This is a genomic window from Novosphingobium sp. (assembly GCF_036820275.1).
GTDB lineage: Bacteria > Pseudomonadota > Alphaproteobacteria > Sphingomonadales > Sphingomonadaceae > Novosphingobium.
Window position 1 is genome coordinate 1 of record NZ_DAISLT010000014.1, and the last position, 21121, is coordinate 21121.

19 protein-coding genes and 1 riboswitch are annotated in these 21121 nt (G+C 65.5%); of the genes, 10 read left to right on the forward strand and 9 right to left on the reverse strand.

All coding sequences use genetic code 11. From position 1 onward, the window contains the following. The 3 genes from V7066_RS12755 to V7066_RS12765 all read right to left on the reverse strand — a co-directional run. The coding region (locus V7066_RS12755) for a methyl-accepting chemotaxis protein (protein WP_334183417.1) at positions 1-1864 on the reverse strand (1864 nt) is incomplete at its 3' end. Between the two features lie 22 nt (positions 1865-1886). Further along, positions 1887-2615 (reverse strand): TorF family putative porin, encoded by a 729-nt coding sequence (locus V7066_RS12760; RefSeq protein ID WP_334183418.1) that lies wholly within the window; start codon positions 2613-2615, stop codon positions 1887-1889. A 157-nt stretch (positions 2616-2772) separates the two neighbouring features. Next, positions 2773-3714, reverse strand: a complete 942-nt coding sequence (locus tag V7066_RS12765) for a homoserine O-succinyltransferase (RefSeq protein ID WP_334183419.1) — start codon at positions 3712-3714, stop codon at positions 2773-2775. Between the two features lie 37 nt (positions 3715-3751). Further along, a riboswitch (SAM-I-IV-variant riboswitch) is annotated at positions 3752-3857 on the reverse strand. A gap of 211 nt (positions 3858-4068) precedes the next feature. Here V7066_RS12765 and V7066_RS12770 point away from each other — a divergent pair. After that, positions 4069-5187, forward strand: a complete 1119-nt coding sequence (locus V7066_RS12770; protein WP_334183420.1) for an MlaA family lipoprotein — start codon at positions 4069-4071, stop codon at positions 5185-5187. A gap of 19 nt (positions 5188-5206) precedes the next feature. Here the strand turns inward: V7066_RS12770 and V7066_RS12775 are convergent, their stop codons facing one another. Then, positions 5207-5596: a response regulator transcription factor gene (locus V7066_RS12775; protein WP_334183421.1), complete on the reverse strand. Its 390-nt coding sequence runs from the start codon at positions 5594-5596 to the stop codon at positions 5207-5209. A gap of 226 nt (positions 5597-5822) precedes the next feature. Between V7066_RS12775 and nhaA the strand changes: the two genes are divergently transcribed. Further along, positions 5823-7025 carry a Na+/H+ antiporter NhaA gene (nhaA, locus tag V7066_RS12780; protein ID WP_334183422.1) on the forward strand — a complete coding sequence of 401 codons (1203 nt, stop codon included), beginning with the start codon at positions 5823-5825 and terminating at the stop codon, positions 7023-7025. A gap of 85 nt (positions 7026-7110) precedes the next feature. Here the strand turns inward: nhaA and V7066_RS12785 are convergent, their stop codons facing one another. The 3 genes from V7066_RS12785 to V7066_RS12795 form a co-directional block, all read right to left on the reverse strand. After that, positions 7111-7782, reverse strand: coding sequence for a response regulator transcription factor (locus tag V7066_RS12785; RefSeq protein ID WP_334183423.1), 672 nt, complete (start codon positions 7780-7782; stop codon positions 7111-7113). After that, the gene (locus V7066_RS12790; protein ID WP_334183424.1) at positions 7779-9290 is read right to left on the reverse strand and encodes a sensor histidine kinase; all 1512 of its coding nucleotides are present in this window, start codon (positions 9288-9290) and stop codon (positions 7779-7781) included. The genes V7066_RS12785 and V7066_RS12790 overlap by 4 nt, the downstream gene beginning before the upstream one ends. A gap of 138 nt (positions 9291-9428) precedes the next feature. Then, positions 9429-10106 carry a sensor histidine kinase gene (locus tag V7066_RS12795; protein ID WP_334183425.1) on the reverse strand — a complete coding sequence of 226 codons (678 nt, stop codon included), beginning with the start codon at positions 10104-10106 and terminating at the stop codon, positions 9429-9431. Positions 10107-10410: 304 nt separating this feature from the next. On the opposite strand from V7066_RS12795, the gene V7066_RS12800 reads away from it, so the two are divergent. The 3 genes from V7066_RS12800 (at position 10411) to msrB (ending at position 12979) form a co-directional block, all read left to right on the forward strand. Beyond that, positions 10411-12045 (forward strand): FAD-dependent oxidoreductase, encoded by a 1635-nt coding sequence (locus V7066_RS12800; protein WP_334183426.1) that lies wholly within the window; start codon positions 10411-10413, stop codon positions 12043-12045. Then, on the forward strand, positions 12042-12344 hold the full coding sequence (locus tag V7066_RS12805) for a UBP-type zinc finger domain-containing protein (protein ID WP_334183427.1): 303 nt from the start codon (positions 12042-12044) through the stop codon (positions 12342-12344). The genes V7066_RS12800 and V7066_RS12805 overlap by 4 nt, the downstream gene beginning before the upstream one ends. Positions 12345-12532: 188 nt before the next feature. Next, positions 12533-12979: a peptide-methionine (R)-S-oxide reductase MsrB gene (gene msrB / locus V7066_RS12810; RefSeq protein ID WP_334183428.1), complete on the forward strand. Its 447-nt coding sequence runs from the start codon at positions 12533-12535 to the stop codon at positions 12977-12979. 3 nt (positions 12980-12982) lie between these two features. On the opposite strand, the gene V7066_RS12815 is transcribed toward msrB, so the two are convergent. Beyond that, complete coding sequence (locus V7066_RS12815) at positions 12983-13465, reverse strand: Lrp/AsnC family transcriptional regulator (protein ID WP_334183429.1); 483 nt, start codon at positions 13463-13465, stop codon at positions 12983-12985. A 134-nt stretch (positions 13466-13599) separates the two neighbouring features. Between V7066_RS12815 and V7066_RS12820 the strand changes: the two genes are divergently transcribed. The 5 genes from V7066_RS12820 to V7066_RS12840 all read left to right on the forward strand — a co-directional run bounded on the left by V7066_RS12820 (position 13600) and on the right by V7066_RS12840 (position 19621). Then, the gene (locus V7066_RS12820) at positions 13600-14346 is read left to right on the forward strand and encodes a tryptophan 2,3-dioxygenase family protein (protein ID WP_334183430.1); all 747 of its coding nucleotides are present in this window, start codon (positions 13600-13602) and stop codon (positions 14344-14346) included. Positions 14347-14350: 4 nt separating this feature from the next. After that, a complete protein-coding gene (locus tag V7066_RS12825) occupies positions 14351-15466 on the forward strand; it encodes an aminotransferase class V-fold PLP-dependent enzyme (protein ID WP_334183431.1) in 1116 nt (371 codons plus the stop codon). Between the two features lie 187 nt (positions 15467-15653). After that, complete coding sequence (locus V7066_RS12830; RefSeq protein WP_334183432.1) at positions 15654-16529, forward strand: LysR substrate-binding domain-containing protein; 876 nt, start codon at positions 15654-15656, stop codon at positions 16527-16529. A gap of 102 nt (positions 16530-16631) precedes the next feature. Next, on the forward strand, positions 16632-18299 hold the full coding sequence (locus V7066_RS12835; RefSeq protein ID WP_334183433.1) for a M28 family metallopeptidase: 1668 nt from the start codon (positions 16632-16634) through the stop codon (positions 18297-18299). Between the two features lie 662 nt (positions 18300-18961). Then, positions 18962-19621 carry a Crp/Fnr family transcriptional regulator gene (locus V7066_RS12840; protein WP_334183434.1) on the forward strand — a complete coding sequence of 220 codons (660 nt, stop codon included), beginning with the start codon at positions 18962-18964 and terminating at the stop codon, positions 19619-19621. Positions 19622-19631: 10 nt separating this feature from the next. Here the strand turns inward: V7066_RS12840 and V7066_RS12845 are convergent, their stop codons facing one another. Continuing rightward, entirely contained in the window at positions 19632-21113 is a 1482-nt protein-coding gene (locus V7066_RS12845; protein WP_334183435.1) for a TRAFs-binding domain-containing protein, read from the reverse strand. Positions 21114-21121 lie beyond the last annotated feature (8 nt).

The following is a 21121-nucleotide window of genomic DNA, read 5'->3' on the forward strand; positions in this document are numbered from 1 at the left end:
GCTGCACCGCATCGACCGCGGTGCCGATGTCGGCCTGGGTCGCGGTAAGCTGCTCACGGGCACGCTTGGCCTCTTCCTCCGAGCGCATGGCGAGCGCCGAGACGAGGTCGGCGACGACCGCGAAACCGCGCCCGGCATCACCCGCCCGGCCCGCCTCGACGGCGGCGTTCATCGCAAGGACGCGGGTCTGGAAGGCGATCTTGTCGACCCCTTCGATCACCGAGTCGATGCCCTTGGCGCTGAGGCTGACGCGGTCCATCGCCGCGACGGCTTCTCCGGCAACCGCACGCCCGCCCGAGACGGTCGAGAGCGCTTCGTCGGCGCGGCGCACCGTCTGCGAGGAAGCCGTGGCCGAAGCCTTGAGCCGCTGGTCGATCTGGACGAGCGCGGCGGAGGTTTCCTCCAGGCTGGCGGCATTGGCTTCGGTGCGGCGGGCGAGATCCTCGGAAGCCTGGGCGATTTCCGCCGAGCCGGTCTGGATGCCGCCCGCGCTGTTGGCGACCGCCCCGATCATGCGACGCAGTTCGCCGAGCGCGGCGTTGAAGTTGTCCTTGAGCGCAGCATAGCCGGCCGGGAAGGCCACGGCGATCTCGCGGGTGAGATCACCCTGGCGCAGCGCGTCGAGACCGTCGCCGACAGCGGTGGTGACGATCTTCTGTTCTTCGGCGGCGCGGTGATCGGCTTCGGCGCGGTCGGCGGCGGCTTGACGGAACACGTCGGCGGCGCGGGCCATCGTGCCGATCTCGTCCTGACGACCCAGCTCGGGGATCGCGCAGTTCTCACCCTTGGCGAGCCGGTCGACGGCGCTGCTGAGCTTGGCCATCGGACGGCCGATGATGCCGCCTGCCGCGTAGAACAGGCTGGCGAGCACGGCGGCGACGATGACCAGACCGCCGATCACCAGCTGCCACGCCATGCTGCGCGCCGGCGCGGAGATCGTCGCTTCGGGAACGTCCAGCACCAGCGCCCAGGTCGTGTTCAGACCTTCGAGCACGACCGGCTGGATCACGCGGCGCGTGGGTACGCCGTCCACATCGAGATCGGAAACGACTTGCGTCTGGCCGCTGCTGAGGGCCGCCTTCACTTCGTCCAGCCCGGCGCCTTCATAGGGCTTGCCCAGCTTCGCCGGGTCGGGATTGGCCACCCATGTCGCAGCGGTAGACAGCAGCATGATCCGGCCGGTGCCGAACGGCTTGAGCTTCGAGAGACGCTCGGAAACGCCGCCCAGATCCATGTCCACACCGGCGACGCCGATCACGCGGTTTCCGGAGCGGACCGGATAAGTGATCGATGTCATCAGCATCGTCGTGCCGTTCACATCGTAGGCATAGGGATCGACGATAGCCCCTTCGCCGCTGTCTACCGCCTTACGGAAATAGGGCTTCTGGTAAGCGTCGCTTTCGTTGTTCGGCGCCATGGTGAGCGCGCCGTTGGTCTTCACCCAATAGGGGCTGAAGCTGCCGTTGCTGCCCGAACCCGGCTGACCGGCCTTGCCCGCGTCGCCGCCGTCCCACTGATCCGGCAGGATCATCGTCCAGGTGCCTTGCGCGACTTTCGACTTGAGGAGATCGGTCTTGAGAACGCTCACGGCCAGCCCGCGATCGCGCGTGCCGCGCTCGTGCATGTTGCCCAGCGTCGATGCCAGCGTCCGGGCCGTGCCTGCGAAATTGGCGACTTCCGTTTCGACCTGATTGCCCTCGGCATCGGCCTGGGCGATCGCCGACTGGTCGGACAGTTTGCCGACCTCCGAACCGGTCTCGAAGACGACGGCGGTGAAGCCGAGCAGCAGCAGAACGGCGATCGCCAGACCGGCAACCGTCATCAGCTTGCCTGCAATATGCATGCGACTGAACAAGTCTCTCATTTTCCAGCTCCTGGAAGGTAGATCAAAAGGCCGCGGTGACGGAGAAGAGCGCGGCGGCAGTGGCGGCCGGATTGCGGCGCAGATTGGTGTCGATGTAGGCCAGGCCCAGCGTGACCGGTCCCAGCGCGGCATCGGCGCCCAGCGACCAGTCGTAGTAACCGCCGGGCTTCGGGCTGATCGCCCCCTTGCTGCGGCCGCCATGGGCGCGCAGGGTCAGCGGCGTGCCGGGGATCGGCGCGGCGGTATCGCCGAAGAGGTAGAGGTGATCGCCGCCGAGCGCGGCCTGGCTCCAGCTGTAGCCGGAACCCACCGTGGCGCTCAGCGGGCCGAAATCATGCGTGAGCTTGGTGGTGGCTTCGAGGTACTCGATCTTCCCCGAGCCCTCCCCGCCGGGATAGCTGTAATAGGCCAGCATCGTGTCGAGCGTCGTCCGGGGCGCCACGGCGCCTGCCCAGCCGGCGTAGAAATCCACTTCTGTCGGGCCGTAGCGGTCGCCCATGTCGAGCGAGGACGCCCAAGTGCCGACATAGACCCCGCTGGAGTGGCTCACGTTGATCGTCGCCTGGACGGCCGGGTCCTTGCCGGTCAGCGAAATGCCGCGGAAGCGATAGTCGCTGATGATCGTCGCCGCGCCCGAGACGGTGAAGTCGGGCGTGTCGGTGGCGGCATGGGCAGTGATCGGGACAGCGACCGGGGCAGCGACGGACAGAAACAGCGCCAGGACGAGCCCAGCGGAGGAGGGGAACTGCATGGAAGTCCTGTTTTGGGACAAAGGGGGGCAGTGCCATTATAGGACGGCCGACAGCCCATCGGCGGGAGTGCACCTCGCACCCCACCAATCCCATCAACAGAAACTTACAAAACGTTCATATTATTCCGAAAAAAATCGATCGCGCTCGAACTTGGCGTCAGGCCGGATCGAGTTCAGCCATCCGTTCCTTCGGAATTCCGCCACCGATCAACGCCCCATCGAACGGCGTGGTCTGGTAGATCTCGTTGATCCAGTTGCCGAAGAACAAGTGTCCGTGGCTTCGCCAGGCATTGACCGGCGGCTGCGCGGGATCGTCGTCGGGATAATAGTTTACCGGCACCGGACCGCCGTCGCGGCAATACTCGTTGCCAAGCGTATCCACATCGTATTCGAGGTGATTGAACATCAGCACCGCCCGGTCCGCCCGGTCATGGAGCAGGCAGAGACCCGCTTCGTCGCTTTCGGCCAGCACCTGCAGACTGCCGCCCTCCGGCAGATCCGCCTTGCGAACCTGGGTCCAGCGCGAGACCGGCACCGCGAAGCTGTCCGATATCCCGCGCAGGAACGGCGAGTTCGGGGCGAGGTTGCGGTGGGGATAGACCCCGAAGGCCTTGGCGGGAAGTTCGTGCTTGGGCACGCCGTGGAAGTGGTGGAGGAAAGCCTGCGCCGCCCAGCAGATCGTCAGGCAGCTATGGACGTGGCTGCGTGTCCAGTCGAAGATGCGGCGCAGTTCGGGCCAGTAGCGCACCTCGTCGAAGGCCAGCCGCTCGACCGGGGCGCCGGTGATGATGAAGCCGTCGAACCGCTCGTGCTCGACATCGCGCCAGGGGCGGTAGAAGGCTTCGAGATGTTCTGCCGAGGTGTTGCGGGCGACATGATCGCTGATCCGCACCAGCGTCAGCTCGATCTGGAGCGGCGTCGCGCCCAGCAGGCGGGCGAGCTGCGTTTCGGTGCTGACCTTGTCGGGCATGAGGTTGAGCAGTCCGATCCGCAGCGGGCGGATGTCCTGCCGCACCGCATCGCTTTCGCGCATGACGGCCACGCCTTCGTTCTCCAGGATGGAACGGGCGGGCAAGTCGTCGGGTATCTTGATCGGCACTTCGCGTCGGTCCTCAATTCCGGGACGACGCTGGTGGCTTGATCCGTTCGATTGCCGGGTCGGCCACATCCTCCTTGCGGAGTGCCACCTTGCCCGGATCGGCAGGTTGGCGTTGGGCGTCGCCCCAACTCTTGATGCTGGAAATGCCCATAGGCGGTTTGGCGCGCTCTGGCAACGCCCTGCCCCCATTTGGCTATCCGGCCCACCGGGCGGGTCGTCTTTCGCAAGCAGTCGATCCGTCGGTGCAATTGACGGATAGGGAAATCCGGCCTAGCCGCCGGGAGGAAAGCCGGAAATTGCGTCTCCGCGAAATGATCTTCGCAGCCGTGGCGGCAACATGCTAAGGACCAAGAAATGAGTTTGCCGGCCGCTGCCGTCGTGATCCTGATGACGGGCCAGCCGGTTCCCGACGCGCCCGCCTACATGCCCGCTCCCATGGCGTTGCAGGACGCCGCGGGAACCGCCGCCGATGCACCGCTTGCTGCAACTGGCGAGATGGCCGGAGCGCCGGAGTCCCAGAATTCACCGGCTCCGCTGCCTGGCGAGCCTGCTCCCGCTCCGGAGGCCCCGGCAACCGCGCCCGGCGATCCCGCTGCGAGCCCAGAAACGGGCCCCGAGTCGGTCATCGTCGTCACGCGCCCGGAACCGGCACCGCCCGGTGACCCGCTGCAACACCTCAACGTCGAATCCTTCAAGGCCGTGCAAGCGGTCGACAAGGCCGTGCTCGAACCCGTGGCCAAGGCCTACAACAAGGGCCTGCCCCGCCCCGTCCGCAAGGGCCTGCGCAACTTCTTCAGCAACCTGGGCGAGCCGGTGGTCTTCGCCGCCTACCTGCTCCAGTTCAAGCCGGGCAAGGCCGCCGAAACGGCGGGCCGCTTCGTCATCAACACCACGCTCGGCGTCGCCGGTTTCGTCGATGTCGCGAAGAAGAAGCCGTTCAACCTGCCGTATCGCCCCAACGGCCTTGCCAATGTGCTGGGCTATTACGGCGTCGGGCCGGGACCGTATTTCTACCTGCCGATCGTCGGCCCGACGACACTTCGCGATATCGTCGGCGATACGGTGGACAAGCTCCTGCTGCCTGCCGCCGTCGGCAAGCCTTTCACCAAGCCTGCAGTCGTCCTGCCGATGACGATCATGAACCAGCTTGGCGAACGTGCCGCCTTCGACGAACAGATCAACAAGATCCGGAAGGAAGACCGGCCTTATGCCGCCTACCGCGATCTCTACCTCAAGCAGCGCGAGGCGGAAATCGAAGCGCTTCACGGGCGCACCGTGCCGGACGTGGTGCCGGTCTACGGCCCCGGCCTGAAGACGCCCGGCAAGACTGACGGGACCCTGTCGCCGCAAGGTACCGAACCGGCGCCGGTGGCCCCTACGGACGCAGCCCCTACCGGCGCAGAACCGAATGGCGTAGAACCGGTCAGCGCCGCTCCGGTGCCGACCGAGGCGCCTGCTGCAACGACGCCCTGACGGGCGCTTTCCATCCGCTTCAGTTCAGCCCGGCCACGATCGCGGCAAGCAGGACATCCGGATCGATCGGCTTGGCAAGAAAGGCGCTGGCACCGGCCGACATCGCCTGCTCCCTCGCCGCATCGGTCGGATAGCCGGTCATCACGATAACCGGCTGCGGGCAGTTGCGACGCCGCAACTCCGCCTGCATCGCCAGCCCGGTCATGCCCGGCATGTGCAGGTCGGTGACGATCGTCGTGACATGCCGCAGCAGGTCGCTGGCCAGCAGGTCCTCTGCGCGGGCGAAGCCGATGCTCGTCAGCCCCTCCGAACGAAGCAGGCTGTCGAGACTGCCGCGCACCCCGGCATCATCGTCCACCACGGCCACGAGCGGCCGCGTCAGCGGGCTGTTATCTAGGGGGGCGACCAATGCATACTCCAGTTATCTCGGGCGAAACCTTCGGACAGGGCCGTGGTTCCATTCAACCCTCATTCCAATTGGCAAGACGGTCAGGCCAATACCATCATACTCAGGTGTTAAGGGCGAGGCCGGTCCCTGTGGCAACGTACTGCCATTGCGTCTAGGCTGAGCATCGCAGTATCCTCACAGCTTCCCGCCTTTGCCCAGTGCCTTACCGAGCGACCGCTACCGATCGATGATCCTTTCCAAGCGCCCCCGTTCCGCCCTTCGCGCCTTCCTGCGCAGCGAAGCCTCCGGCGGTATTCTGCTGATGGGCGCGGCGGCGCTGGCGCTGATCGTGGCCAACAGCCCGCTGGCCGAAAGCTATTTTCACGCCCTGCACTTCAGAGTCGGCCCACCGTGGTTCTCCCTGTCGCTGACGCATTGGATCAACGACGGCCTGATGGCGCTGTTCTTCCTGCTCGTGGGCCTGGAGATCAAGCGGGAGTTCGTCGACGGGCACCTGTCGAACTGGTCCGACCGCGCCCTTCCCGCGATAGCCGCCGCGGCGGGCATGATCTGCCCCGCACTGATCTATCTCGCCATTGCCGGCTCGACACCCGGCCTCGCGCGCGGCTGGGCCATTCCCGCCGCTACCGACATTGCCTTCGCGATCGGCGTCATGGCCATTCTCGGCAAACGGGTGCCCGCCTCGCTCAAGCTGTTTCTGACCACCGTGGCGATCGTCGACGACATGGGCGCGGTCGCGGTGATCGCGCTGGCCTATACCAGCCAGATCAAGGGCGCCGCCCTGCTCGCCGCCGGGATCGTCATGGGCGTCATGTTCGTGCTCAACCGTATCGGCGTGAAACGGCTCTGGCCCTATCTCGTGCTGGCGGCCTTGCTCTGGCTGGCGGTTCTGCTTTCGGGAGTCCATGCCACCATCGCCGGTGTGCTGGCGGCCAGCCTGATCCCGATCCGCGCCACCCCGGGCGCGCCGGACAGCGCGGAATCGCCGCTCCACCGGCTTGAGCACGGCCTTCACGGCTGGGTCGCCTATGGCGTGGTGCCCCTGTTCGGCTTTGCCAATGCGGGAGTCTCGCTGGCAGGGCTTGGCACGGAACAACTGCTCGCGCCGCTGCCGATGGGCGTGGCCGGGGGCCTGTTCCTCGGCAAGCAGGTCGGCGTGTTCCTGGCGCTGTGGCTCTGCGCGCGCTTCGGCATCGCCCGGCGTCCGAGCGGCGCCACCTGGCTCCAGACTTACGGGATGTGCCTACTCTGCGGCATCGGTTTCACGATGAGCCTGTTCGTGGGCGGCCTTGCCTTCAGCGATCCGGCGCTGATCGACGAAGTCAAGATCGGCGTCCTCTGCGGCTCGATCGTTTCGGCCCTGGCGGGATATGCAATGCTCCGCCTGACCGCTTCGCGAAAAGACGCAATGACGGATGCGCAAGGCTGAACGGCGCGGGCCGGTATTCGTCGCCACGGGTCCTTCGCTGATCGTCACCGGCGTCGCCCGGTTCAACATCCCGGTCCAGGCGACGTCAGCTCCTGTAGCGGGTGATGCTCTCGTCCCGCACGCCGAGTTGCTCGGCCATGCGCACGAGGTCGGCCAGCGACTGCGCCGCCATCTTGCGCATCACATTCCCGCGATGGATCTTCACGGTGATTTCGGACAAGTCGAGCCGCGCAGCGACCTGCTTGTTCATCAGCCCGGTCACGACCAGGGCCATGACTTCACGTTCGCGAGGAGTCAGCGTCTCGAAGCCGAGCCGTAACGCGGCATTGTCGGCATGGACGGACCGGCGCGCGCGATCCGCTTGCAGCCCGGCGCGCACGGCAGCCAGCAACTGTTCCTCGTCGAACGGCTTGGGCAGGAAATCGACGGCACCGGCCTTCATCGCGCGGACGGTCATCGGAATATCGCCGTGGCCGGTAATCAGGATCACCGGAACCGCGATGCCCTCGGCCGCGAGCCGCTCCTGGAAGTCCAGCCCGCTTTCGCCCGCAAGGCGAATATCCAGGACGAGACAACGCGCCTGCTCGGGCAGTTCGGCGGCAAGGAAAGCCTCGCTCGTAGCGAAAAGCGCTACCTCGAAACCGCTGGCCCGCAGCAGGCTGCCGATGCTGCCGCGCACGTCGGCATCGTCGTCCAGCACGCAGACGCAGCCTTCCGGCTCCTCGCCCGTCGCAGGTTTCGTTTCCGAGGACGTCATGCCGGCACCATTTCCACCGGCACCGGCAGGCAGAACCGGAAAGCCGCTCCGCCGCCCGGTACGTTCGCGGCGGTCAAAGTGCCGCCGTGCTGTTCGACGATGGAGCGGCAGATCGCCAGCCCCATGCCCATGCCATCGCCCTTGGTCGTGAAGAACGGCAGGAACAGATCCTCCGGATCGCCCACGATTCCGCTGCCCCGGTCGCTGATCTCGATCATCACGTCTCCCTCCGACCGGCGCGTCGCCCGCAAGTGCAGTTCCCGCTCGTCCGGCGCCACTGCCGCCATGGCCTGCTCCCCGTTCATGAGCAGGTTCATCAGCACCTGTTGCAGTTGCACGCGGTCTCCCAACAGGTCGGGGAAGTCCGGATCGATCGCGACTTGCAGGCCCACGCCGTGGGTCAAGAGATCGCGCCGCAGCAGGGCCAGGGTTTCCTCCACGAGCGGTGCGAAGGCAATCGCCTCCCGCTTGGGATCGGCCTTGCGCGCCAATTCGCGGATGCGTGCGATCACGTCTGCCGCACGGGTGCCGTTGCTGGTGATGTGTTCGAGGCAGTCGGCGACTTCACTGGCCGCCGCAGCATTTCGATCGAGCCCCTGCTCCAGCCCCTTTTCAAGCCAGCGGCGCCCCGAGCGCGCATAGGTGATGATCGCAGAAAGCGGCTGGTTCACTTCATGGGCGATGGATGCGGCAAGCTGGCCAAGCGTCGTCACGCGGGACATGTGCGTCAGATCCGCCTGCGACTGCGCCAACCGGGTCTGCGAGCGGTTCCGCTCGGTCACGTCGATGGCCATGACCAGCACACGTTTCCAGCCGCCATGATCGGGCGGCAGCGAGACCTGAAGCAGCACGTCCACCTCATCGCCCGAACGCGTGACGAACCGCGTCTCCTCCTCGACCGCCTCTTCGCCCCGCAGAAGTCCGGCATAGATGCGGGCAAGCGATTCGAAAGCCGCCGGGGTCGCGAAATCGCCGATCGTTCCATCTATCAGTTCGCCCCGCTCGCTGAGGCCGAACAGCCGCGCGGCGGCATGGTTGGCATTGCGCACCCGCGCGGAGCCGAACGCCATCTCGACCACGCGCTCGTCGATCTCGCCCATGTGCTGCAGCAGGCTCCAGGCGCCCGACCAGTCGGATTCCCATATCGGAAAGCCCGCGGCCGCGAAGATCGTCCGGTACCGTGCATCGGAACGCTCCCGCTCGGCACTTTCGGCAAGCTGGCGCAGGATCAGCACCGTCGTGACGAGCAGCGCGACCAGGCTGACGCCAAGGCGCATCGCCGGCGCGCCCATCGGCGCATCCCAGTGCGACAGGCCGTAACCGGCAAGGACGAGCAACGCACAATAAGCGGCAGCGGCAAGGACCACGGCACGCGAATGGGTCCGCCCCGCCAGCACGACGACGGTCGCGTAGAGCACCGCCACCGCGCCCTGAAGCGGGCTCAGGACATCCAGTGCGAAAATCCCCAGCGCCAGTATCGCACCCGCCAGGGCATAGAATCTGTTCACCAACACCCCTGCCTCGGCATCGCCGCGCCTTGCCTCCTCCTGCCGGGAACCGATACTGGCCCCGACGCGACAAACTGCCGCCGAGTTGAGCGGCACGCAACCACAACCTTCGTTTAGGTCAACCGCAGGGCCTGTCTCTCAGGCAAGCGGCACGGCCAGCACGATGCGCGTTCCGGGACGCAGGTTTTCACGAACGAGGGTCGCCTCGATCCTTGCCGCCAGCGCTTCCATCAAATGCGTACCGAAGCCGCCGGAGCCGCCTTCATCCTGCGATCTCCCGGTGCCGTCGTCCTCCACGCTCAACCGCAGGGCGTGAGGACCGGCCAATCGCAGTTCGATCCGCACTTCACCGGGCCTCTGCGCGGGATAGGCATACTTGCAGGCATTGAGCACGCATTCGGAGACGATCAGCCCCATCGCCCCCGCCAGGCGCGCGGGCACGGAAACGGGGTCGGCGCTGACCGTCAGCCGCCTTCCCCCCGCCACGTCGCAACATCCCGTCTCGATCTGGTTCACCAGAGTCCGGAGGTAGCCGCCCGCGTCGACGAATCCGGTCTGCTGCGGGCGGGTAAGCTGGCGGTGCACGCCCGCGATAGCACCGATCCGGCCCAGCATACGATCGAACACCAGACCGGCGGCCGGGTCCGCCAGCTCACGTTTCTCCGCCGCGACCATGGCCATGAGCAATTGCAGGTTGTTGGCGATGCGGTGATCGCTTTCGCCCTCTATCTCCTCGCCGGATCCTGGCGAGCCGAAAGACTGGACGGCGCGATTACCGGGACCTTCCCGGTTCGACGAGCGTTGGACCATCGACATCGTGCATTCCTTCTGGATCGGCCCGGTCCGGAACCGTCGCTTTCGGCGGACCGGGACGAACGGCGGGCGGAGCATTTGCAATGCCGCCTTTTCGCCCCACGCTTCCCGCTTTTCCATCATACGCTGGTTTGGTTATTACAGGCTCGGGTTGGGGGTTGGGGGCGGCGACCATGCCTGCCCCCAACCCCCAACCAGCGTATGATGGCGGCGGCGCGCCGGAGCGATCACATGAAAGGGGCGGACAAGGCCGCGATGGCCCCGACGAGCAGGCACCTGGCGCACCGCGCACACCAGACGAGGCACCATGACTACGATCGAGACGCGCCAAGACCAGATGTTCCCGGTGCTTTCAGCGCCGGAACTCGCGCTCGCCCGGCGCTTCGCCAGCGGGCCGCTGCGGAATTTCTCTCCCGACGAGACCGTCTATGCCATCGGCGACCGCGAGGCACCGACCTGGCTGGTGCTGGAAGGATCGATCGAAGTCGAGCGGCGCGACGGCCTCAGCCGGGAGGCCCGGATCACAACCCACGGCCCCGGGCAGTTCAGCGGCGAGATCAACCAGCTTGCGGGCCGTCCCTCGATCGCGGGCGGAACCGCCGGACCGGAAGGTTGCATCGCGCTTCCCATCGACGCCGCCCATCTGCGCGCCCTGATGATCGGCGCCGCCGAACTGGGCGAGAAAGTCATGCGCGCGCTGATCCTGCGCCGCGTCGGCCTGATCGAGGAAAGCGGCGCCGGACCGGTCATCATCGGCGTGCCGCAAAGCGCCGACGTCGTGCGACTTCAGGAATTCCTGCGCCGCAGCGGTTATCCCTCGCTGGTGCTCGACGTGAGCAGCGACGAGGAAGGCAAGGCCCTCGTCGAGCGGCTCGGCGTCGAGCCAGCACAGTATCCGCTGGTAGTCTGCCCCAGCGGCTCGATCCTGCGGCGGCCGCGCGAAGAGGAACTGGCCGCCTGCCTCGGCCTAACCTCCCATCTCGACCCGGACATGCTTCATGACGTGGCGATCGTCGGCGCCGGTCCGGCCGGACTGGCGGCGGCTGTCTATGCGGCCTCGGAAGGGTTGTCGGTCGTCGTGCTCGATGCGCGCAGCATGGGCGGACAGGCAGGCGCCTCGGCGCGGATCGAGAACTATCTCGGCTTTCCCACCGGCATTTCCGGGCAGGCGCTCGCCGGGCGCGCCTTCAACCAGGCACTCAAGTTCGGCGCGCGGATCGCCATTCCGGTCACCGTCACCGCCCTCGAACCCGAGGACGATCACTTGCGCATCGACCTCGCCCGCGAAGGTCATGTGAAAGCGCGGAGCGTGGTGATCGCCTCCGGCGCGCGCTATCGCCGCCTCGCGATCGAAGGCCTCGAACGCTTCGAGGGCGCGGGCATTTCCTACTGGGTCTCGCCCATCGAGGCGCGGCTCTGCGCGGGCGAGGAAGTGGCGCTCGTGGGTGGGGGCAATTCGGCCGGGCAGGCGGTGGTCTACCTCGCTCCGCAAGTGAAGAAGCTCCACCTGATCGTGCGGCGCGGCCTCGAAGAGACGATGTCGCGCTATCTGATCGAACGTATCGGCGAACTGCCCAATGTCGAGATCCACGTCGGCGCGGAAGTCGTCGCGCTGGAGGGGCATGAGGACGGCACGCTTTCCACCGTCGGCATCCGCAGCCGAGACGGTACGCTCATGCAGCGTCCTCTGCGCCACATGTTCCTGTTCATTGGCGCCGATCCCAATTCCGACTGGCTCCCCGCCCCGGTCGAGAAGGACGCCAAGGGCTTCGTCGTCACCGGCAGCGATACCAAACTGCCCATGGAAACCGCCATGCCCGGCGTCTTCGCCATCGGCGACGTCCGCGCCGGCTCCACCAAGCGGGTCGCCGCCGCCGTCGGCGAAGGCGCCGCGGTCGTTTCGCAGATCCACGCCCTCTTCGCCCGAAAGGACGCGCCATGAATTCCTGCCGCCACAGTTCGACGATCAACGAAGTCACCCCCAGCGCGCGCGGCTGCGAGGAATGCCTGAAGATCGGCAGCCCTTGGGTCCATCTGCGCCTGTGCCGAAGCTGCGGCCATGTCGGCTGCTGCGATGACAGCCCGCACCGCCACGCCCGCGCCCATTTCCACCAGACGCACCACCCGATCATCGAAGGCTACGATCCGCCCGAGGGTTGGGGCTGGTGCTATGTCGACGACGTGGAGATCGATCTTCCCGACCAGACTCCGCAACGGGGACCCTTTCCGCGGTTCTTCTGAGACCTGCTAGCTTCGAACCGGACCAAAGCCGGTTCCACCTTGCCGGGCAGCGCAGGTCATTCCCCCTCCCCCGACCCCGCCTGCGCTGCCCGTTTTTCTTTCTCCACGCCCAAGGCTGCCGAAATGCCCGATCGGCCCTTCCCTCAGGCCCGTCCGATCCCCATGTTCGCGCCCAAGGAGAACACCGCATGCCGACTTACGAAAAGACCGAAGAGGCCATTGCCCGCCTGACGCCCGAGCAGTTCCACGTCACCCAGAACAGCGGCACAGAACGCCCCGGCTCCGGCGAGTACCTCTACAACAAGAAGCCCGGCATCTACGTCGACATCGTCTCGGGGGAGCCGCTCTTCGCCTCCTCGGACAAGTACGAATCCGGCTGCGGCTGGCCCAGCTTCACCAAGCCGATCGAGCCGGCCAACGTGAACGACATCGTCGATCGCAGCCACGGCATGATCCGCACCGAAGTCCGCTCGGCCCACGGCGACAGCCACCTAGGCCATGTCTTCGAGGACGGCCCGCTCGATCGCGGCGGCCTGCGCTACTGCATCAATTCCGCCTCGCTGCGCTTCGTGCCGCGCGAGGAGATGGAGGACGAAGGCTACGCTTCCTATCTCGATCAGGTCGAGGACGCCTGAAGCTCAATCGCGTGCCTGTCTCGCCGCATCGGTGAGATAGGCGCGCGGCTTCACGTCGCGCATCGCCAGCGTCGTGTTGAAATGGCGCACGCCCGGAAGGCGGCGCAGGCGGTTGCGCAGGAAATCGTCGAGATCGGGCACGCCGCCGGTCATGACATGAAGCATGTAGTCGAAATCGCCGACGACGGCATGGCAGGTCAGCACCGCCGCTTCCTCGACGACCGCGCGCTCGAAAGCCTCGTGCCGGTCGAATTCGATCGAGACATGGACGAAGGCGCTGGTGCCGAGACCGATCGCGGCCGGATCGATCACGGCGCGGTAGCCGGTGATGACCCCGGCCTTCTCCATGGCCTGCACCCGCTTCCAGCTCGGCGTTTTCGACAGCCCCGCCGCATCGCCCAGTCCTGCGAAACTAAGCCGCGCATCGTGCTCCAGCGCCGCGAGAATGCGCCTGTCGGCCGCGTCGAGTGGCAGATCCTTCGGCATCGAAACGAACGTTCCCCTACAATTCCAATATCACGCCTTATGTTCTTCACACGAGGCATTCTGCCCACCGATTGGGACCAATGTCCCGCAGGAGCAGTGCTATTGTCCTCCCACACAATCCCCGGGGAGACAACATGGAACGCCGCAAGGTCTACGAACTGCTCGAAGCGCCCGCCGCGCTCGACTACGAACTCTACCTCAACACCGAAAAGCTGCTGACCTGCCAGAAGCCCTTCGACGACCTCGCCAATGCCGACGAACTCCAGTTCCAGATCGTCCACCAGGTAGAGGAACTCTGGATGAAGCTGATGGCCTACACGGTCGTCGCGGTGGACGAATATATGCGCGAGAAGCAGGCGTTCCGGGCCGTGACCTTGCTCGGCCGCTGCCATCGCATCATGCGCATGATGACCGACCAGCTCGACCTGCTGGAAACGATGTCGCCCAAGGAATACCAGCAGATCCGCCTGCAACTCGGCAACGGCAGCGGACAGGAATCGCCGGGCTTCCGCGTGCTGCTCCGGATCATTCCCGATCTCTGGGAGACCTTCGATCAGGCCTATGTCACCGGCGCCGGGCGCACCGTGCGCGACATCTACGATCACGGCTATGCCCACGACGAAGCCTATGCCGTGGCCGAGGCGCTGATCGAGCTGGACGAACTTTTCGGCAAGTTTCGCTGGCATCACCTGTTCCTGATCCACCGCTCGATCGGCATGGGTTCGGCCTCGCTCAAGGGGCGTTCGGTCGATCTCCTGCAAGCCGGTGCGAAACATCGCTTTTTCCCGGAACTTTGGGACGTGCGCGTGGAAATGACCGACGAATGGGGCCATGACTACGGCCGCGTTCGCGACAGCATTGCGGAAAAGGCGGAACACTGAATTCATGCATGACCTGTTCCACGTCCCCGAGGGCGGCCCCTATCTCCTCACCCATTCCGTCGGCTGCCTGCCCCGCAAGGCGCGGGAGGTGCTGGAGGCGAGCTATCTCGCACCGTGGCAGTCCACCGGCGGCGCCGCCTGGGGGCCGTGGCTGGACGAAATCGAGCGATTCCGCACCGCTGTCGCCGCGCTGATCGGCGCGGATGTCGCCGAAGTCGCACCCCAGCAGAGCGTATCCTCGGCGCTGTTCTCGCTGCTTTCGGGGCTGCGTCCGACACCGGGCCGCAACCGGGTACTGATGTCCGAACAGGCCTTCCCGACGGTCGGCTATGTCGCGCAAGGACTGGAGCGGCTCGGCTTCGAGACCCGCTTCATCCCCGCAGCGCAATCGCCCGGAGACCCGGAAAACTGGGAACGTCACTTCGACGACAGCATCGCCGCCGTCGTCGCCATGCATGTTCATTCGAACACCGGCATGATCTCGCCCATTGCGGAGATCGCGAACATGGCCCACCGCCACGGCGCGCTGTCCATCGTCGATGCCGCCCAGTCGGCGGGCATCCTGCCCGTCATCCCGCGTGAATGGGCCATCGACGCAGTGATCGGATCGAGTGTGAAATGGCTCTGCGGCGGCCCCGGCGCGGCCTGGCTCTGGCTGCGCCACAACCTTACCGCGACGCTCGAACCGCTCGATCTCGGCTGGTTCGGGCACGAGAACCCCTACGAGTTCGATATCCGGCATTTCCGCCATGCGCCGGATGCCCGCCGCTTCCAGGGCGGCAGTCCCTCGATCGCACCCTTCGCACTCGCCCGCGCCGGGATCGAGACCGTGATGAGCATCGGCCAGAGCGAGATCCAGCGCCACAACCGCGCCTGCATTACCGCTTTCGTCGAAGCGGCGGGACGCCCCGTTGCCATGGACGATCGCGGCGGGACGCTGTGCCTCACGTTCGAGGACATCGACAGCCTCCGCGCCGCACTTGCCCCCGGCGGCTTCCATTACGACGTGCGCGGAACCTGCCTGCGCGCCTCGTTCCATGCCTGGAACACCCCCGAGCAGGCCGCCCTGCTAGGCCGCGCCCTGGCCGAATCCGGGCTGGCATTCCGCCCCGCCGCCTGACGGCGGGACGCCGAAACTCCCAAAAAACCTGCAAAACGATTTCCCCGTGCGCCGAAATCCCTTCGGCGCACGGCGGAGCGCGCGCGGCAAGCGCAGACGAGGTTTGCAACGCTAAACATATTCTCTACTGTTTCAGTTGAGAATAGCTCATATACCTGCCTCGTCCGCCGCTCCGAGAGATCCTGTCATGCCCGTCAATCTGCCCACCAATCTCCTGCGAAGTTTCGTGGCAATCGTTGACACCGGATCGATGCTCCATGCTTCGGAACGGGTCTTCGTGAGCCAGTCGGCGCTCAGCCTGCAGATCAAGCGACTGGAGGAACTGCTTCAGCAGACCCTGTTCCACCGAGAAGGACGGCGGTTGACGCTGACCCCTTCCGGCGAACTCATGCTCGACTATGCCCGCAAGGTCCTCAACCTGCATGACGAGGCCGTCGCCGCCGTCACCGCCGGCCAGTTCACCGGACCCGCGCGGATCGGCATGGTGCAGGACTTCGCCGAAATGATGCTTTCGGGCCTGCTCGCCCGTTTTGCCGAGCTGCACCCCGAAGCCCAGCTCTATTCACGCGTCGCCGGGACCGCCGAACTGCTCGGCCAGCTGGAAACCCGTCAGCTCGACATCGTTCTGGGATTTTCGGCCAACAACGATCCCAACGCCATCGCCAGCACGCCGATGGCCTGGTACGGCAAGTCCGAACTGGCCCAGCAGGAAACGATCCAGCTCGCCGTGCTGGAACCGCCCTGCCGCTTTCGCGAGGCGGCGATCCGGGCGCTGGAAGATGCCGGCAGGTCCTACCGGATCTCGGTGGAAACGCCCAATCTCACCGCCTTGCGCGCCGCAGTCGACGCCGGCCTCGGCCTGACCTGCCGCACTCCGCTGTTCCTGCGCGATTCCCCGCTGGTCGAAGAGGGGCTTCCCGATCTTCCCAATGTCTCCTGCATTCTCCAGACCGCGCCCGGACTGGAAGGACCGACCGGACAACTGGCGAAGCTGGCCCGCGAAGTCGTCGCGTCGTTGCAGCCCGAAGTCCACGGAGCGCGCGTACCTGTCGAAATCACGTAGTATACATATCGACAAGCAGACGGGGATCGTCATCATCGGCGGCAGCGGATCGCACCGATTCAGCATGCCATAAACTTCCGGCCGACCGGCAAAGGAGTACCGATGATTTCCCCGACCTCCCGTTTTGCGCGCAAGACGCTGCGCGCGCTGGCCCTTGGCGGATTGCTTTCCGCTTCCGCCGCGGCGATTGCCGCCCCTGCGCCCAAGTTCGACATCGCGCGCGTCTCGAACGACATCAAGACGCTCGCCAGCGACGAATTCGAAGGCCGCGGCCCCGCTACCCCGGCGGAAAAGAAGACCATCGACTACCTCGCCGCGCAGATGAAGGCCGCCGGTCTCCAGCCCGCCGGAGAGAAAGGCTCGTGGTTCCAGGACGTGCCGCTGCGCATGTCGAACATCGTCGGCACACCCACGCTTTCGATGACGATCGGCACCGCCGCAGCGCCGCTGTCGCAGGGCGAGCAGATCGCCGTACGTGCCGCCGAAACCGGCCAGACCGCTGTCGATTTCAAGGACCTGCCGCTGGTCTTCGTCGGCTACGGCGTGAAGGCGCCGGAACGCGGCTGGGACGACTTCAAGGGCGTGGACCTCAAGGGCAAGATCATGGTCGTGCTCGTCAACGATCCCGATTTCGAGGGCGGTGAAGGCGATTTCGGCGGCAAGCTGATGACCTACTACGGCCGCTGGACCTACAAGTACGAGGAAGCTGCGCGCCAGGGCGCTGCGGGCGTGCTGGTCGTCCACGAAAGCGAACCTGCCTCCTACGGCTGGGCCACCGTCAAGAACTCCAACACCAACACGATGTTCGACATCGTCCGCGCCGATCCCAAGGCCGCGCATACCCAGATGGAAGGCTGGATCCAGAAGGACCTCGCCGCCCAACTGCTCAAGGCCTCCGGCATCGATTTCGAAGCCGCCAAGGCAGCCGCGCGCAAGAAGGACTTCCAGCCCATCCCGCTCAAGGCGACGATGAGCGCGAACTACGGCGTGAAGTCCGAAATCATCACCTCGCACAACGTGGCGGGCCTCGTTCGTGGTTCGAAATATCCCGACGAGACGGTGATCTACTCGGCGCACTGGGACCACCTCGGCATCGGCCTGCCCGACGCCAAGGGCGACCGCATCTACAACGGCGCGCTCGACAATGCTTCCGGCACCGCCGCCCTGCTCGAACTCGCCCGCGCCTATGCCAAGGCGAAGCCCGAGCGCTCGGTGCTGTTCCTCGCCGTGACGGCCGAGGAAAAGGGCCTGCTCGGATCGGAATTCTACGCCGACAATCCGCTCCGACCGTTGGCGACCACCGCCGGGGTCATCAACATGGACGGCCCCTTCGCGCCTGAAAAGACCCTGGACTTCAGCATCTCCGGCGCCGCCAAGCTGGATCTGCTGACCCTGCTGACCGAGGAAGGCGGCAAGCTCGGACGCCACTACACGCCGGATGCACGGCCGGAAGCCGGCAGCTTCTACCGCTCCGACCACTTCCCCATGGCCAAGCGCGGCGTTCCCGCGATCTCCTACGATTCGGGCAGCGAACTGGTGAACGGCGGCGCTGCGCGCGGCAAGGAACTGGCCGACATCTACACCCGAGACCGCTATCACCAGCCCGCCGACGAGTACGATGCCACCTGGAACACCAGCAGCTGGACCGGCGACCTGACGCTGCTCTACAACCTCGGCAATCGTATCGCGAACAGCCACATCTGGCCGAACTGGTCGCAGGACAGCGAATTCCGCGCCACCCGCGATGCATCGGCGGCATCGCGCAAATAAGATCAGCCTCTGGTAATGACCCTGTCCTGAAGCGATGCAATCGTTTCAGGACAGGGCTTTCCATTGGGCGCAGACCTAAGATAGGACCGATCCGGTCTTCTTTCCGCCGACAAAAGCCTATCGATTGCGCTGAAATTCGCCCCGGAATGTAACGGAATGACTTCGCTGTATTTTCGTCGACATACCGGCGAGAGCGAAGTTCTCCTTGCCGCCCGCCCGGTCGCAACCGCCATAAGCGGGTTATCACCGCAATGACTGTACTTTCACTTGTCGCTTCCGACTGTCTGCGGCACTTTTTCCGGGCGACGAAAAAGAACCCGTCACTCCCGCATCCCTGCGGGTCGCACCTCGATCGAAGAACCTCGATCGCAAGAATCAGCGCCGGAAGTGCCGCAAAAAAGTGGCCCGAAGGCCATAAGACCTCCGGGCCAGGAATGGGGCTGCTCTGTTACGAGCCGCCTTCGGGTCGCACTTTGGTTTTAGGCTTCGAAATGGTGAGGACGTGTGACCGGGATCACACCCGACCGCGATTTGACTACCTCAGCATTCCATCCCGTGCCAGAATTGGCTAGGCTGGTTGCAGTCGCATCATCGACGATGGTCGTTATGGGGACGGCCCGGCGATTGACGGCCTGTCGAGATGAACGCTCGACTCGGGGGCAGTGTCATTGGATTTCGAGGTTCAGATCGAGGCGATAACCGCGATTTTTCGCTGCGATCGGCATTCCGCCGAAGCGCTCGCGCGCGTCCTCATCCCCCAACGCCTTTCCGCAAAGGACATTCTCGCCCGCCAGGGAGAACCTTCGCATTACTGCTGGCTGGTGATCGACGGCGCCCTGCGAGTCGAGACTTACGGACTGGAAGGACAGCGCCAGCAAGTCGCCCAGTTCGGTCCCGGCGAATTCTTCGGCGCCTACCCGGCCCCGACCGTCCATCGCGCCGAGATCAACGCCTTGCTCGATTGCCAGCTGCTCTGCGCCGAGGCGGGCAAGATTGCCGAACTGGTGGCGGAAAACGTGCAGATCGCCGCAGGCATGGCGCGCCTGCTTGCCCGGCAGCTCGACCGTGCGCTCGACCGCATGGTCACACGTATGACCTATAGCGCGGCCGGGCGAGTCTATGCCGAACTCGTAGCCCTTGCCGATGGGCGCGAGCATATCGCCCCGCCGCCACGTGTCACTACGCTGGCGCTGGGCGCCAATACGACTCGCGAAACCGCATCCCGCGCCATCGCCGCCCTCATCCGCCGCGGGATCATCAGCCGGGACGAGGAACAATTGACCATTCACGCCCCGCGCATGCTGGCCGAAATGATCTGCTGAAAACGGGCAGTCAGGAAGGCGATGCGGAAGATGGGGGACAATAGAGCCCGATCGGAACGTCGCCCAACGTCGTGACGATCTCTCCGGCCGACTCGAAACGACATTCCGGTGCGATCAGGTCCAGCGCCGCAATCTGCGGCCAGGATGCGCAGATGCTCCCCGGCGGAGCCGCTCGGGCCAGCAAGATAGCCAATTCACTCGAAAGTTCCAGATCTTCACCCGGCGTCACGGCGCGATGATCGAGGCCCAGCCGGATATCCGGTATCGCACGTGACAGCGTAACCGCATGTTCCATTGCGGCGGCGAGGTCATCGAAGGCCAGCATACTTGCCCCATCCGCCACGATTTCAGCAACGGATCGGCTGTCGGAAAGAACCGGGAGCGCTTCCGTCGATGCGATGATCGCGCGGTTCAGAGCCGGATCGAGACAGCCGCTGCGTGCAGGCAGCGAGTCCGCCAGAACCACCTCCCGAACCGGTAAGCCACGCGCCCGCCATTCGGATTCCGAATATCCCGCCGCATCCGTCGAACGCGAGACGTGAAGAGCGACCGCGCGGGTCGCCAGATTGCGGGCATGCCGCAGGGCAAGCCCCATGGCCACCCGTGAGCCGTTCAGGATAGCCGCTTCGGAAAGACCGGCATTGGTAGCGAGCGCTTCCACCACGTCCGCCTCATCGATCAACCGATCGAAGCGTTCGCCCCAGGAAGCACCGTAGTCCGCCACCGAAACGTCACGAAAACGGGCAACCGAGGTCGGCAGGACGACATGGAGATGCGCACCGCGCGCCTGCGCCAGTTCCGCCACGAGAATATCGGTCCCGGCGGCCAAAGCCCCGAAGACCGCACCCGGCCGGATTTCATCCAACGCCTTTTCGAGCCGCTTCCGCACTTCCGTCTCGTCATGCGGAAGTCCGATGATCCCCGAAAAATAGAGGCTCGGCGGCGGTTGCAGGTGGTCGAAATAATCCGCCGCATGGCCTAGCCGTTCCAGTATCCGGCGGAACTGTCGCAGCGTAACGGCGTGATCCTCCCAGGCCTGCGGCGCCGCCTGCATCGCGCGTTCCAGAGCCGCACGGCTTCCTGGCCGGTCATCGAGCAGCAACCGCGCCTCGGCCTCGGTGGCAGCGAGCCAGTAGCGGGTTTCCGCTTCGTGCGCACCACTGGAAAGAATGCCGAGAATTCGACGCGCGATGCCTTGCGCTTCTTCGGACCGATCGTTCAGGAACGCGATCGTTGCCGCATTGATGAGCGGATAAGTCGCCGAACGATCGCCCGCCGCCTGGAGATAAGCCTTTTGCGCTTCTCCCAGCAGCTGCGCCCGCTGGCTGCCGTGCGCCTGCAGGCCCCGGTCCTTCAGAAGCCTGCCCTTGAGGCTCAGCGCCTCCGGAACCGAGGATGCCGAAAGACCGGCATCCTCGAACATCCGCCAAGCCCGCCGAATATCCCCCGCGCGCGCGATCTGCCGGATTCTGGCAAGGGCAGGAAGAGTCACGTTCGCAC